12 protein-coding genes are annotated in these 13,983 nt (G+C 74.5%); 3 read left to right on the forward strand and 9 right to left on the reverse strand.

Annotated elements, in window-relative coordinates:
• Positions 1–72: 72 nt before the first annotated feature.
• Both E4U92_RS05260 and E4U92_RS05265 read right to left on the reverse strand, forming a co-directional pair.
• Positions 73–903 carry a helix-turn-helix domain-containing protein gene (locus E4U92_RS05260; protein WP_137299065.1) on the reverse strand — a complete coding sequence of 277 codons (831 nt, stop codon included), beginning with the start codon at positions 901–903 and terminating at the stop codon, positions 73–75.
• A gap of 45 nt (positions 904–948) precedes the next feature.
• Positions 949–2,067: a glycerate kinase gene (locus E4U92_RS05265; RefSeq protein ID WP_137299489.1), complete on the reverse strand. Its 1,119-nt coding sequence runs from the start codon at positions 2,065–2,067 to the stop codon at positions 949–951.
• Between the two features lie 219 nt (positions 2,068–2,286).
• Between E4U92_RS05265 and E4U92_RS05270 the strand changes: the two genes are divergently transcribed.
• The gene (locus E4U92_RS05270; RefSeq protein WP_137299066.1) at positions 2,287–3,360 is read left to right on the forward strand and encodes an ADP-ribosylglycohydrolase family protein; all 1,074 of its coding nucleotides are present in this window, start codon (positions 2,287–2,289) and stop codon (positions 3,358–3,360) included.
• A gap of 60 nt (positions 3,361–3,420) precedes the next feature.
• Entirely contained in the window at positions 3,421–3,912 is a 492-nt protein-coding gene (locus E4U92_RS05275) for an NUDIX domain-containing protein (RefSeq protein WP_137299067.1), read from the forward strand.
• Positions 3,913–3,951: 39 nt separating this feature from the next.
• Here the strand turns inward: E4U92_RS05275 and E4U92_RS05280 are convergent, their stop codons facing one another.
• Positions 3,952–4,152 (reverse strand): DUF2191 domain-containing protein, encoded by a 201-nt coding sequence (locus E4U92_RS05280; protein ID WP_137299068.1) that lies wholly within the window; start codon positions 4,150–4,152, stop codon positions 3,952–3,954.
• A 77-nt stretch (positions 4,153–4,229) separates the two neighbouring features.
• Between E4U92_RS05280 and E4U92_RS05285 the strand changes: the two genes are divergently transcribed.
• The gene (locus E4U92_RS05285; protein WP_137299069.1) at positions 4,230–4,967 is read left to right on the forward strand and encodes an SIR2 family NAD-dependent protein deacylase; all 738 of its coding nucleotides are present in this window, start codon (positions 4,230–4,232) and stop codon (positions 4,965–4,967) included.
• 156 nt (positions 4,968–5,123) lie between these two features.
• On the opposite strand, the gene E4U92_RS05290 is transcribed toward E4U92_RS05285, so the two are convergent.
• From E4U92_RS05290 to E4U92_RS05315, 6 genes are all read right to left on the reverse strand, one after another.
• Entirely contained in the window at positions 5,124–5,612 is a 489-nt protein-coding gene (locus E4U92_RS05290; protein WP_137299070.1) for a methylated-DNA--[protein]-cysteine S-methyltransferase, read from the reverse strand.
• Between the two features lie 10 nt (positions 5,613–5,622).
• Positions 5,623–7,098, reverse strand: coding sequence for an AlkA N-terminal domain-containing protein (locus E4U92_RS05295; protein WP_137299490.1), 1,476 nt, complete (start codon positions 7,096–7,098; stop codon positions 5,623–5,625).
• Positions 7,099–7,186: 88 nt separating this feature from the next.
• A complete protein-coding gene (locus E4U92_RS05300; RefSeq protein WP_137299071.1) occupies positions 7,187–7,669 on the reverse strand; it encodes a DUF7144 family membrane protein in 483 nt (160 codons plus the stop codon).
• 110 nt (positions 7,670–7,779) lie between these two features.
• Positions 7,780–9,192: a dihydrolipoyl dehydrogenase gene (lpdA, locus tag E4U92_RS05305; protein WP_137299072.1), complete on the reverse strand. Its 1,413-nt coding sequence runs from the start codon at positions 9,190–9,192 to the stop codon at positions 7,780–7,782.
• A gap of 166 nt (positions 9,193–9,358) precedes the next feature.
• Complete coding sequence (locus tag E4U92_RS05310) at positions 9,359–13,228, reverse strand: glycoside hydrolase family 2 TIM barrel-domain containing protein (protein WP_137299073.1); 3,870 nt, start codon at positions 13,226–13,228, stop codon at positions 9,359–9,361.
• 187 nt (positions 13,229–13,415) lie between these two features.
• On the reverse strand, positions 13,416–13,925 hold the full coding sequence (locus E4U92_RS05315; protein ID WP_137299074.1) for an O-acetyl-ADP-ribose deacetylase: 510 nt from the start codon (positions 13,923–13,925) through the stop codon (positions 13,416–13,418).
• Positions 13,926–13,983: the final 58 nt, after the last annotated feature.

A 13,983-nucleotide genomic window follows, 5' to 3' on the forward strand; every position in this document is an offset into this window, starting at 1 on the left:
GGCCCCGGACCTGTACGGTCCGGGGCCCCTCGTCGTCCGGACCGGGCGGGCCCGACCGGAGGCCGGGGCGGCTCAGGGGGCCGTGGCGGGGGCGCCGAGCGCCTCCAGGCGCTCCTCGCTGGGGCTCCCGGGCTCGGCGTGGAAGACGACCAGGGTGAGCCCGTCGGTACCGTCGATCGACAGCTTGTTCGAGTGCAGCTCCAGGTCGCCGACCTCCGGGTGCCGGAGCCTGCTGATCCGCCCGCGCCGCGGCTGCACGTCGTGCCGCTCCCACAGCCGCCGGAAACGCTCGCTGGCCGCGGACAGCTCGGCCACCAGCTCCCTGAGCCGCGGCCCGTCCAGGTCGGGCCCCACGGCACCGCGCAGCACGGCGACGCCCTCCTCGGTCAGCTCCTCCCAGTCCCGGCGCAGCGCGCGCTCGGCGGGGTCGAGGAAGACGGCGCGCAGCAGGTTCACGCCGGGGGTGTAGTTCGGGGACAGGGCGGTCGCCAGCCGGTTGACGGCGAGGGCGTCGGCGTACCGGTTCTGGACGTAGGCGGGGTTGCGGGTCCAGCCGTCGATGAGCCCGCGGACACTCGCGGGCACCGCGTCGGCCGCCCGCGGGGCGGCCGGTGAGCGGGGCGCGCCCGGGGGCCGGGCCAGCGCGAGCAGGTGCTCGGTGGCGCCGGTGTCCAGGCGCAGCACCCGCGCGACGGAGCGCAGCACCTGGACTGAGGGGTTGCGGTCCCGGCCCTGCTCGAGGCGCAGATAGTAGTCGGAGCTGATGCCGGCGAGCAGCGCGACCTCCTCGCGCCGCAGCCCCGGCACCCTCCGGATCCCCCCGCCGCGCAGCCCCACGTCCTCGGGGCGCACCAGCGCCCGCCGGGCCCGCAGGAACTCCCCGAGGGCGTTCGAGACATCCATGGGTCCACCGTACGGCGCCGTCGGCGGGGGGCCGAAGGTGCGGGCTCAGGTCAGGAAGTCGTGCCCGATCCGCTCGGCGACCCGCTCCAGGATCGGTCCGGCCTCGGCGATGCACCGCGCCACGTCGGGCTCGGCGTCGGTCAGCGGGTACGCCCGCCGGATCCCGGCCCGCCCCAGCTCCTCCGGCGGCAGGGCCAGCCGGCCGCACACCGCGACGACCTCCTTGCCGGCGGCCCGCGCGGCCGTCGCCACGCCCGCCGGTGCCTTCCCGTGCAGCGTCTGCCGGTCCAGCGACCCCTCGCCGGTGATCACCAGCTCCGCCCGATCCAGCGCCGGCGCGAAGCCCAGCACGTCGAGCATGACCTCGATCCCGGCCCGGAACCGCGCGCCGAGCAGCAGCGCCCCGTACCCGATGCCGCCCGCGGCACCGGCACCCGGCGACGCCGCGTGCGCGGCGGCCCGCGACCCGAGCGCCGCCTCCAGCACCTCCACGTAGCGCGAGAGCGCCGCGTCCAGGGCCGCCACGTCGTCCGGCGAGGCGCCCTTCTGCGGGCCGTAGACCGCCGGTGCGCCCTTCGGTCCGGTCAGCGGGTTGTCGACGTCGCTCGCGAGGACCAGGTCCACGGACCGAAGGCGCGGGTCGAGGCCGGACAGGTCGGCCCGGGCCACCTCGGCGAGGCCGCCCCCGCCGGGCGCCACCGGCTCGCCGTGGGCGTCCAGGAAGCGCGCCCCGAGCGCGGACAGCATGCCCGCGCCGCCGTCGGTCGTCGCGCTCCCCCCGACGCCGAACACGATCGTGCGCACCCCGGCGTCCAGCGCGGCCCGCAGCAGTTCCCCGGAGCCGTACGTCGACGCCGTGAGCGGTGCGAACACGCCCTCCGGCAGCCGCTGCAGACCGCTCGCCTCCGCCATCTCCACGACCGCCGTGTCGCCGCGCAGCGCGAACGCGGCCGTCACCTCGTCCCCGAGGGGCCCGGCGACCCGCACCTCGCGGCGCTCGAACCCGGCGGCGACCGCCGCGTCCACCGTGCCGTCGCCGCCGTCGGCGACGGGCAGCGCCTCGACCTCCACGTCCGGCACGACCCGCCGCAGCCCCGCCGTGACCCGCTCGGCGACCTGCACGGCCGTCAGCGACCCCTTGAACTTGTCCGCGGCCACGAGCACCCGTCGGGTGCCGCGTCCAGAAGCCTCCGCCACCTGGTCATCCCCTTGCTCTCCGGGCCCCGCGCACGTCAGGGCCAGTCGCGCCGCAGTGACCTTAACCTCACGACGCCCCCGCCGTCATGCCCTGCCCGGACCCTGGACAGGCCCCGCACCGGCGCCCCGAGACGGCCGTACGCACCCCGGGGGCACGGGTGGGCCCGTACCGGGTACACCCTTCCCATGACCCCTGTGGGCACCGAGCCGGAGCTCGACGACCGCATCCTGGGGGGCTGGCTCGGCCGGATCGCGGGCAACATGCTCGGCAAGCCGGTCGAGCAGGGCGACCTGTGGACGCGCGACCGCATCGACCGCTACCTGCGCCGGGCGGCGGCCCTGCCGCTGACCGACTACCTTCCCGAACCCGCCGACGAGGGCCTGGCCGGCGCGCTGCGCCCGGAGTGGCGCCAGTGCGTGCGCGGCCGCATCCACGGGAGCTGCCGCGACGACGACGTCGACTACGCCATCCTCGGCCTGCACCTGCTGGAGACGCACGGCTTCGGCTTCAGCACCGAGCAGGTCGGCGACCTGTGGCTGCTGCGGCTGCCGTACCTGCAGACCTTCACCGCGGAGCGGGCCGCGTACCGCAACCTCGCGAACGGGCTCAAGCCGCCGCTGACGGCCACGTACGACAACCCCTACCAGGAGTGGATCGGCGCCCTGATCCGCGCCGACGCCTTCGGCTGGACCTCGCCGGGCGACCCGCGCCGCGCCGCCGCCCTGGCCCGCCGGGACGCGGTGCTCTCGCACACCGGCAACGGGGTGTACGGGGCGATGTTCGCGGCCGCGCTGATCGCCGCCGCGTTCACCGCGCCGGACGTCCGCGACGCCCTGGAGCAGGCGCTCACGGTGGTCCCGGCGAGCTGCCGCCTGGCCCGGACGGTGCGCCGGGTGCTCTCCCTGCACGCGACGCGGCTGCCCTGGGAGGAGACGCTCACCACGGTGGCCGAGGAGACGGCCGGGCTCGGCTGGATCCACACCGTGCCCAACGCGGCCGTGCTGACGGCGGGACTGCTGTACGGCGACGGCGACTTCACCCGCACCATCGCGCTGACCGTGCGCGGGGGTCTGGACACCGACTCCAACGGGGCGACGGCCGGCTCGGTGGCCGGGGTGCTCACCGGTGCGCGGGCCATCCCGGCGCAGTGGACCGAACCGCTGGAGGACACCGTGCGCAGTGCGGTGTTCGGCTTCGACGGGGTGCGGATCAGCGAACTGGCCGAGCGGACGGTGCGGTTGGCACGCACCGGGGCGTAGGGGGCGAGCGCCGCCGCGGAGGAGCCGTGTGGGGGGCCGCGTGCTGGTTACCCTTCCGGGGTGACCAGTGAGAACTACGCCGCGTACATCGCTTCCCTGCCCCGCGTGCTCGTCGGGGCCGCCGCGCTCTTCCGGGACGCCGAGGGGCGGGTGCTGCTGGTGGAGCCCAACTACCGCGAGGGCTGGGCGCTGCCGGGCGGCACCGTGGAGTCGGACGACGGGGAGAGCCCGCGCCAGGGCGCCCGCCGGGAGACCCTGGAGGAGATCGGCCTCGACCGTGAGCTCGGCCGGCTGCTGGCCGTGGACTGGGTGCCGGGCACGGACCGGCCGCCTCTGGTGGCGTACCTGTACGACGGCGGGGTGCTCGACGAGGACGACCTCAAGGCGATCCGCCTCCAGGAGGAGGAGCTGCTGTCCTGGCGGCTGGTGCCGCGCGAGGACCTCCCCGACCACCTGCTGGGCAGCCTCGGCCGGCGCGTCCTGGCCGCGCTGGACGCCCTCGCCGACGGCTCGGGCCCGCTGGAGCTGGAGAGCGGGCGGCCGGTCGGCTGACGCCGGGTGGCGCTAGGGGGCCGCCCCCTAGGACGGGGGTCAGCCCTCGACGTCGCGCGGCTTGAGGTCGACCTCGCGCAGTCCCTCGTCACGGGCGGCGGTCCGCGCCTCCGTGCGGTGGCCGCGCTCGATGTAGTCGCGGACCACGAGTTCGACGGCGTCCTGGGGGTTGCCGACGCCGGCGAGGACCATGACCTCGACGACGAGCCGGGCGTCCAGGGAGACGGTGACCTTGGCCATGCCGGGACGGTAACACCCCGGGTCCGCGCGTGGATATCCGTTCGCCGTGGCCGGACGCACCGCCCTACCCTCGCCCCATGAGCAAGCCACTCGTGGCCCTGCTGAGCGGGGCGGGCATCTCCACCGACTCCGGGATCCCGGACTACCGCGGCCCCGGCGGACTGTGGCGCCGGGACCCGGAGGCGGAGAAGCTCGTCACCCACTCCTTCTACATGGCCGATCCGGACGTCCGGCGCCGCGCGTGGCTCATGCGGCGCGACGCCGGGGCGCTGGGCGCCGAGCCGAACGCCGCGCACCGGGCCGTCACCGAGCTGGAGCGGTCCGGGGTGCCGGTGCGGGTGATCACGCAGAACGTGGACGGGCTGCACCAGCTCGCCGGGATGCCCGCCCGCAAGGTGCTCGAACTGCACGGCAGCGCCCGGAGCGTGGTGTGCACCCACTGTCACGCGCGCGGCCCGATGCGCGACGCCCTGGCGCGGGTCGAGGCCGGCGAGGACGACCCGCCGTGCCTGGAGTGCGGCGGTGTGCTGAAGCCAGCCACCGTGATGTTCGGCGAGCGGCTCGACCCGGCGGTCCTCGCCGAGGCGGTCGCCATCACCAAGGCGTGCCACGTCTTCCTCGCCGTCGGGACCAGCCTGCAGGTGCAGCCGGCCGCGGGCCTGGCCGGGGTCGCGGTCGACCACGGCGCCCGGCTGGTCGTCGTCAACGCCGAGCCGACCCCCTACGACGACCTCGCGGACGAGGTGGTGCGCGAGCCGATCGGCACCGCGCTGCCCCGGCTGCTGCGGGAGCTGGCCGCGCAGGACACCGCCTAGGGGTGTCTCGTCGGCCAGGCCGGATCAGGGAGCGGCGTCCGGTGCCGTGCATCGCAAGGCGGAGGAGGGCGGCGATGCGGAGTATCGCCAACCGACGACAACGCGGCGAGGCGCGGTGCCGGGCGCCGCGAGCCCGGCCTGGCCGACGAGACACCCCTAGAACAGGGCCGGTGTCGCGCCCCGTTCGAAGTCCAGCAGGCGGCGCTTGCGGTCCAGGCCGCCGCCGTAGCCGGTGAGGCCGCCGCTCGCGCCGATGACCCGGTGGCAGGGGACGACGATCCCGACGGGGTTCTTGCCGTTGGCGAGGCCCACCGCGCGGGAGGCGGTCGGTTGGCCGAGGAGCGCGGCGAGTTGGCCGTAGGTGCGGGTCTCGCCGTAGGGGATGGCGCGCAGGGCGGTCCAGACGGAGCGCTGGAACGGGGTTCCGTGCAGGCGCAGTTCGAGGGTGAACTCGGTCAACTCGCCCGCGAAGTAGGCTTCCAGTTGCTCCTCTGCCTCGGCGAACGGGGTGTGGTCGGGCGGGCCGAAGCTCTCCTCGGGCGGGCGGTGGCGCTGGTCGGTCATGTAGAGGCCGCACAGGACGCCGTCGTCGGCGACGAGGGTCAGCGGGCCGTAGGGGCTGTCGATGACGGTGTGGGCTTTCACGCGGTTGTCCTCAGGCGGGAAGGAAGTTGATCGGGTGGCTGTCGGTCGCCCACAGGTGCTGCACGGCGTACGCCCGCCAGGGGCGCCAGGCCGCCGCACGGGCGGTGAGCGCGGCGGGCGTGGCCGGCAGGCCGAGCCGGCGGGCCGCGGCACGCACCCCGAGGTCGGTGGGCAGGAAGGCGTCGGGGTCGCCGAGGGCCCGCATGGCGATGACCTCGACGGTCCACGGCCCGAACCCGGGCAGCGCGAGGAGCGTGGCGCGGGCCTCGGCCCAGTCGCTCTCGACGCCCAGGTGCAGGCTGCCGTCGGCCAGCCGGTCGACCAGGCCGGTCAGGGTGGCGCGGCGGGTGGCGGGCATGGCCAGGGTGCCGGGGTCCACGGCGGCCAGCGCGGCCGGTTCGGGGAAGAGGTGGGTGAGGCCGCCCGCGGGGTCGTCGACCGGGTCGCCGTGGGCGGTGACCAGGCGGGCCGCGTGGGTGCGGGCGGCGGCGGTGGAGACCTGCTGGCCGAGCACCGCGCGGACCGCGAACTCGGCCTCGTCCACGGTGCGCGGCACCCGGCGGCCGGGTGCCTTGTCGACCAGCGGCGCGAGCTGCGGGTCGGTGCGCAGCTGGTCGTCGACGGCGACCGGGTCGGCGTCCAGGTCGAGCAGGCGGCGGCAGCGGCTGATGGCCACGGTGAGGTCGCGCAGGTCGGCGAGGGTGAGGCGGCAGGCCACGTGGTCGGGGGCCGGGGCGAGCGCGACGATCCCGTGGCCGTAGGGCAGCCGCAGCGTGCGCCGGTACGCGCCGTCCCGCCACTCCTCGACGCCGGGTACGGCGGTCGCCGCGAGGTGCCCGAAGAGGTTGTCGGGGTGCAGCGGGGCGCGGAAGGGCAGGCGGAGCTGCAGCGTGCCGGGGGCGGCCGGGGCGGCGCGGTCGTGCTTCGGGAGCCGGGCGCGCAGTGCGGTCGGGGACAGGGCGAAGACCTCGCGCACGGTGTCGTTGAAGCTGCGGACGGAGGAGAAGCCCGCCGCGAACGCCACGTCGGCGAGCGGCAGCCGGGTCGTCTCGATGAGGACGCGGGCGGTCTGGGCGCGCTGGGCGCGGGCCAGGGCGAGCGGGCCGGCGCCCAGCTCGGCGCGCAGGTGCCGCTCGACCTGGCGGGTGCTGTAGCCGAGGCGGGCGGCGAGGCCGGGCACGCCCTCGCGGTCCACGACGCCGTCGGCGATCAGCCGCATGGCGCGGGCGACCACGTCGGCCCGGCCGCTCCACTCCGGGGAGCCGGGGCTGGTGTCGGGGCGGCAGCGCTTGCAGGCCCGGAAGCCGGCCTGCTGGCAGGCGGCGGCGCTGGCGTAGAACGTCATGTTCTCGGGCTTGGGCGGTACCACGGGGCAGCTCGGCCGGCAGTAGATGCGGGTGGTGAGGACGGCGGTGAAGAACCAGCCGTCGAACCGCGCGTCCTTGGACTGCACGGCGCGTACGCAGTGCTCCCGGTCGGTGTGCATCCCGTTCTGCATGCGTCCAGCATCGGGCACCGGGCCCGCACCTGGCTGGCAGGATCACGACATCGACCTTCCGTGACCAGGCGCGCCCTCAGCCTCGGTGCCGCGGGGCGACCACCAGCGCCCGGATCACGAACAGGTCCAGGCCCATCACCACCACCGACCACAGCGGCTCGTAGGGCAGGAACAGGAACTGGGCGACGAGCCCGAGGCCGGCCAGGACGACGCCGGCCGTGCGGGCCCGTGCGACGCCCCTGAGGACACCGGCGCCGGCCAGGGCGAGGAGCGCGCCGAGGGTGAGGTGGATCCAGCCCCAGCCGGCGAGGCCGAGCCGATAGGCGTAGGCGCCGGTGCGGGCGTAGACGTCGTCCCCGGCGACCGCGGCCACGCCTTGGAGCACGGCGAGCAGGCCGCTGCACAGCATCAGCACGGCGGCCAGGGCGGCGCCCCCGCCGTCGGGGGGCGCGGGAGGTGGCGGCGGAGCGGGCGGAGGGGGTCCGCCGCGCGGGACCGACCAGGCGGTGCCGATCTCGCCCTGCGGCTCGCCGGGCGCGGGGTGCGGTCCGGAGACCATCGACGGCGCTCCCTTCCCGTGGGACGTGGGGTCCGTTGCAGGAGATCCCGGGCGCGCGGCGGGGGCGAGCGCGGCGGGGCCGTTCGGGTGAGCGGCCCCGCCGGCGGGCGTCACATGTTGATCATGTGGCCGGCCAGGCCGTGCACGGCTTCCTTGACGGCCTCGCCCAGCGTCGGGTGGGCGTGGACGTTGCGGGCGACCTCGTGCACGGTGAGGTCCCACTGCTGGGCCAGGGTCAGCTCGGGCAGCAGCTCGGTGACGTCCGGGCCGATGAGGTGGCCGCCGAGCAGCTCGCCGTACTTGGCGTCGCTGATCAGCTTGACGAAGCCGGTGGTGTCGCCGAGGCCGTGCGACTTGCCGTTGGCGGTGAACGGGAACTTGGCGACCTTGACGTCGTGTCCGAGCTCGCGGGCCTGCGCCTCGGTGTAGCCGAAGCTGGCGACCTGCGGCTGGCAGTAGGTGGCGCGCGGGATCATGGCGTAGTCCAGCTCCATGGTCTCGGCGTCGGCGATCGTCTCGGCGGCGATCACGCCCATCGCCTCGGCGGCGTGCGCGAGCATCAGCTTGGCGGTGACGTCGCCGATGGCGAACAGGTGCGGGACGGAGGTGCGGCAGCGGCCGTCGACGTCGATGGCGCCGCGGTCGGTGAGCTTCACACCGGTGTTCTCCAGGCCGTAGCCGGTGACGTTGGGGGCGAAGCCGATCGCCTGGAGGACCTTGTCGGCCTCCAGGACCTGCTGGGAGCCGTCCTTGGCGGTGACGGTGACCCGGACCTGCGGCCCGGACTCGTCGATGCTCTCGACCCGGGTGGAGGTGAGCACGTCGATGCCCAGCTTGCGGTACTGGCGGGCGAGTTCGGCGGAGACCTCGGCGTCCTCCAGCGGCGTCACCCGGTCCAGGAACTCGACGATGGTGACCTTCACGCCGTAGTTGTGCAGGACGTAGGCGAACTCGATGCCGATCGCGCCGGCGCCCGCGATGACGATCGACCGCGGCAGGTCGTCGGCGAGGATCTGCTCCTCGTACGTCACCACGCGCGCGCTGCGCTTGGTGCCGGGCAGCAGCCTCGGCGTGGCGCCGGTGGCGATGATGCAGTGGTCGAAGCCGAGTGTGCGGGTGTTGCCGTCGTAGCCCGTGACCTGGAGGGTGTGGTCGTCGAGGAACGTGCCGCGGCCGTCGAACTCGGTGATCTTGTTCTTCTTCATCAGGTAGTGGACGCCCTTGACCCGGCCGTCGGCGACCTTGCGGCTGCGGCGGAACGCCTCGCCGTAGTCGAAGGAGACCTGCCCGTCGACCTTGATGCCGAAGGTCTTGGCCTCGCGCGTGACGATGTGCGCCAGTTCGGCGTTGCGCAGCAGGGCCTTGGTGGGGATGCAGCCCACGTTCAGGCAGACGCCGCCCCAGTACTTCTCCTCGACGACCGCGACGCGCTTGCCCAGCTGGGCGGCGCGGACGGCGGCCACATAGCCGCCGGGGCCGGCGCCGAGGACCACGACGTCGAAGCGTTCGTCCTGCTCGGCCATGGGTGGCTTCCCCTTCCCTCGGGATGTGGACCGGTCCGTTTCCCGTTCCGTGGTGGATTGTTCCGCTGTTCGGCACCCGCCGCCACAGAGATCATCCGGGCGTGCGGGGCGTCACACCGAACGGGGAACGGAACCGGGCCTCCCGCTGTTCCCGGCGCGCCCCGCGCTACCGCGCCGCGGTGGGCCGGCGCGCGGCCGCCATGGCGTCCGCCAGGTCGGTCAGCGGCCGCAGCCGGTAGGTGTAGGCGTAGGCGCGGTCCGCGAACAGCTTGTACTCGTCGTGGGTGTGGGCGCCCCAGCTGTTGTCGCCGCCGACGCCCATCTGCCGGTGGTTGACCCGCAGCACGACCGCGTCGCGGGGCGTGAGCTGGTAGTCGTGGCGGGCGCCGACCGAGAGGTCCTCCGGGGTGAAGTGGGAGGCGTTGACCTCCAGCAGCGGCTCGCCGCTGACAAGCAGGCCGCGCCCGTCGGCGTCGGTCAGCGCCGCCCAGCGCACGTCGGTCTTGTTGCCGTTCTCCTGCGGGCGCAGGTAGCCGCTCCACTGGGCGGCGACGGTGCCGGAGTACAGGCCCACGTCGGTGCCGTTGTTGCGGTCCCAGTGGTTCTCCTCGGGGCCGCGGCCGTAGTAGTGCAGGCGGTCCAGGCGGCGCGGCAGGAACAGCAGGGCGCCGACCTCGGGGAGGTAGGGCAGTCCGGCGCCGGGGTGCAGGGTGTGGTCGACCTTGATCTCGCCGTTGCCGAAGACGGTGTACGTGGTGGACCAGGTGGAGGCGACGGTGGTGGGCAGGGTGCCGGTCACCTCGACCCGTACGGCCCGGTCGGCCAGCGGGCCGACCCGGACGCCGGTGACGGTGCGGGCCGCTCCGGCGTCCCGCCAGGTCTGGTTGCGGGTGTGCTGGCCGTTGCCCCGGTCGTTGTCGGTGGGCGCGCGCCAGAAGTTAGGCACCGGGCCGGAGGTGATCAGCCGGCGGCCGCCCGCCTCGTACGACGCGAGGGTGCCGCCGCGCTTGTCGATCACGACCGAGAAGTCCCGGCCGGTGACCTCGACGGTCTTGTCCCGCTCCTGGTGGCGCAGCGCCGGGACGCTTCTCAGCGGGGCGGGGGTCACGGCCGGGACGCCCGCGTCGAGCGGGAGTTGCTGCTTGGCCACCTCGAAGCCGGCCTTCGCCCAGGGGGTGGCCCGCCTGGTGGTGAAGGAGAGCTGGAGGAAGTACTCGGTGCCGGGCTTCGCGTCGCGCGGCAGCCGTACGGGCAGCGTGACGTCCTTGTGGGACAGCGGGGCGACGTCCAGTTGCTCGCGGGTGAGGCTGCCGTGCTGGACGACCTTGCCGTCGGCGACCAGGGACCACCGGCTGTCGAACCGGCGGAGGTCGGTGAACAGGTACTCGTTGGTGAGCCGGACCGCGCCGGGGCCGCCCGCGGCGGGGGTGACCTGGATCGCCTGGTAGACCTGCTTGACCTCCGCGGCCTTGCCGGTGTGGCCGCGGTCGGCGGTGACGATGCCGTCGCCGGAGAAGGCGCCGTCGTTGGGGTTGTCGCCCCAGTCGCCGCCGTAGGCGAGGAAGGTCTTCGCGCGGGGCCGCTTCTCGGTGAACCGGACCGTGGCGGCGTCGAACCAGAAGCGCACGCCCTCGTCGCCGGGGCCGCGCCGGCCGGAGGCCAGTTCGGCGGCGCCGAGCGCGCGGGAGTACACGCGGGCCGCGCGGATCGTGCCGCTGAACTCCCGGGTGGGGTTGTCGACGTCGGTGGCCAGCGCGAGCGGGGCGGTGGTGCTGCCGGGCCGCCGGGTGGTGGTGCGGGTGGCGCGCACCACGCCGTCGACGTGGAGGGTGAGGGTGCCCGCGTCCGCGTCGAAGACCCCGGCGACGTGGTGCTCGCGGCCGGTCCAGTCCTCGGGCAGCGTCCAGCCGGCGGTGATCCACTGGCCGTCGCCGTGGATGAAGAACTCCAGCGTCCCGTTGGTCTGCTTCAGCGCGTACTGGGTGTCGCCCTTGGCGAGGATCGGCTGGTGGTAGCCGGTGACGTGCGGGGTGACCCAGGCCTCCAGGGTGAGGGACCCGGTGAGGTCCAGGCGCGGGTCGCGGGCGAAGACCGTGCCGCCGGAGACGCCCCGGTGCCGGTCGAAGCCGCCGCTGGGGGCCATGACCTCGCCGCGCAGCCGGGCCGGGCCGGTCTCGGTGAGCAGCTTGCGGGTGGGTGTGGGCCAGCTGAGGGCCTGGTCGACGAAGTCCCAGATCCAGCCGCCCTGGAGCACGTCGTGGCGGCGTACGACGTCCCAGTACGTCTTGAAGTTGCCGTTGGAGTTCCCCATCGCGTGGGAGTACTCGATCATCACGTACGGGCGGGTGTCGGCGGTGTCCAGGGCGCGGGCCTCGACGCGCGCGGGGGTGTCGTACATCTCGGAGCGGATGTCGCTGATGCCGGGGCGGTCGTCGCCCTCGTACTGGATGACACGGGTCGGGTCGTAGGAGCGGATCCACTCGTGCATGGCGGTGAAGGTGCTGCCGCCGCCGGCCTCGTTGCCGAGCGACCAGATGACGACCGAGGCGTGGTTCTTGTCGCGGTGGACCATGTTCTGGGCGCGGGCCACGCAGGCGCGGGTCCACTCGGCGTGGTCGCCGGGGTACTCGCCGCGGATGCCGTGGGTCTCCAGGTTGGTCTCGTCGACCAGGTACAGGCCGTACTCGTCGGCGAGTTCGAGCCACAGCGGGTTGTTGGGGTAGTGCGAGGTGCGGACGCTGTTGATGTTCAGGCGCTTGATGAGCGTGATGTCCTTCACCAGGTCCGCCCGGGTGAGGGCGGAGCCGCGCTCGGGGTGCATCTCGTGGCGGTTGGTGCCGCGGAAGGAGACCGGCTTGCCGTTGATGCGCATCAGCCCGTCCTTCAGGGCGAACTCGCGCAGGCCGACGCGGTGGGAGAGGGTCTCGGTCACCCGGCCCGCCGGGTCGCGCAGCTGGAGGACGGCGGTGTAGAGGTGGGGTTCCTCGGCCGACCAGAGCTTGGGCGCGGGGACGGCGCGGGCCGCCTCGGCGGTGGCCTCGGCGCCGTCGGGGACGTCGAGGGACTGCTGGAGCGGGCGCGGCCACACGGCGTGCCCGCGGGCGTCGTAGAGCTGGGTCTCCACGGTGTAGCGGCCGGCGCCGTGGCCGCCGTAGTCGCGGACGTGCGCGGTGACCTTCAGCTCGGCGGAGGTGTGGTCGTCGCCGAGGGGGGTCTGCAGCCGGAAGTCGCGCAGGTGCACGGCGGGGGTGGAGTAGAGGTAGACCGAGCGGAAGATGCCGCTCAGCCGGATCATGTCCTGGTCCTCCAGCCAGTCGCCGTCGGAGAAGCGGTACACCTCGACGGCGATCCGGTTGGTGCCCGGCCTGAGGTGGGCGGTGATGTCGTACTCGGCGGGGGTGTAGGAGTCCTCGCTGTAGCCGACCAGGGTGCCGTTGATCCACACGTAGTGCGCCGACTTCACGCCCTCGAAGTGCAGGAAGGTCCGCCGGCCCGCCCAGCCGCGGGGCACCGTGAAGGTGCGCCGGTACTGGCCGACGGGGTTGAAGCGGGTCGGCGCGGCCGGCGGCTGGGCGTTCTCGCCGAGGCCGTTGGGACCCCACCAGGGGTAGGTGATGTTGACGTAGATCGGGCGGTCGTAGCCGTGGAGCTGCCAGGCCGAGGGGACCGGGATCGTGTCCCAGCCGGAGTCGTCGAGGTCGGTGCGGTGGAAGTCGGGGTCCCGGTCGTCGGGGCGGTCGGCGTGGGCGAACTTCCACGTGCCGTCCAGGCTCAGGCGGTACGGCGAGCGGGTGCGGTCGGCGGCCAGGGCCTGGGCGAGGTCGGCGTACGGCATGAGGGTGGTGTGCGGGGGCTGGGTGCCGACCCGGAAGAGGTCGATGCGGCCGTTCCACTCCGGTCCGGGCTCCGCGGCCCGGGCGGGCCGGCCGCCGGTCGGCGCGGACAGGGCGAGGGCGCCGAGCGCGGCGGCGGACCCCTCCAGCAGACGGCGGCGGCTGACGGAACGGTGCACGGGTGACACGTGGGGGTGCGGCATGACCGTGGCCTCCCTCGGGGCGGACAGTGCGGCGCTGCGGAGTGCGGCAGGTCAGATCTTGTCCGATTGTGTTGATGAAACGACCATCAACGCGCCGACCTGACCGGATTTCAACTCTGTGCGCGCAACCGCTCCTTGAGGTGGCAGCCGGTCCAGGGAGGGGCTCCGACCCGGGCGAGGTGGTCCGTCAGCCGGCCTGGCGGGCGAAGGCGTCGTGGGCCCGCTGGTCGAAGAGGACGAAGCGGACCTCCTCGACGGCCGTGTCCGTGGCCCGTACCGTCTCGACGGCGATGCGGGCCCCGTCGTCGAGCGGCCAGCCGTAGACACCGGTGGAAATGGCCGGGAACGCCACCGTGCGGGCGCCCAGCTCGTCGGCGACGCGCAGGGACTCGCGGTAGCAGGAGGCCAGCAGCGCGGAGCGGTCCTCGGTGTCCGACCAGACGGGGCCGACGGTGTGGATCACCCAGCGCGCGTCCAGGTTCCCGGCGGTGGTGGCGACCGCCCGGCCGGTGGGCAGGCCCCGGCCGTACCGGGAGGCGCGCAGCCGGCGGCACTCCTCGAGAATGTCGGGGCCGCCGCGGCGGTGGATGGCGCCGTCGACGCCTCCGCCGCCGAGCAGGGAGGAGTTGGCGGCGTTGACGATCGCGTCGACGGACTGCCGGGTGATGTCGCCCTGGACGAGGGTGAGGGTGGTCATGGGACCTTTCTAGCCCGCCGGGGCCGGGACCGCCCGGGCATTTCCGGGGCCGCCGGCG

Origin of the sequence: Streptomyces galbus, assembly GCF_005280195.1 — a bacterium.
GTDB classification, from domain to species: domain Bacteria; phylum Actinomycetota; class Actinomycetes; order Streptomycetales; family Streptomycetaceae; genus Streptomyces; species Streptomyces galbus.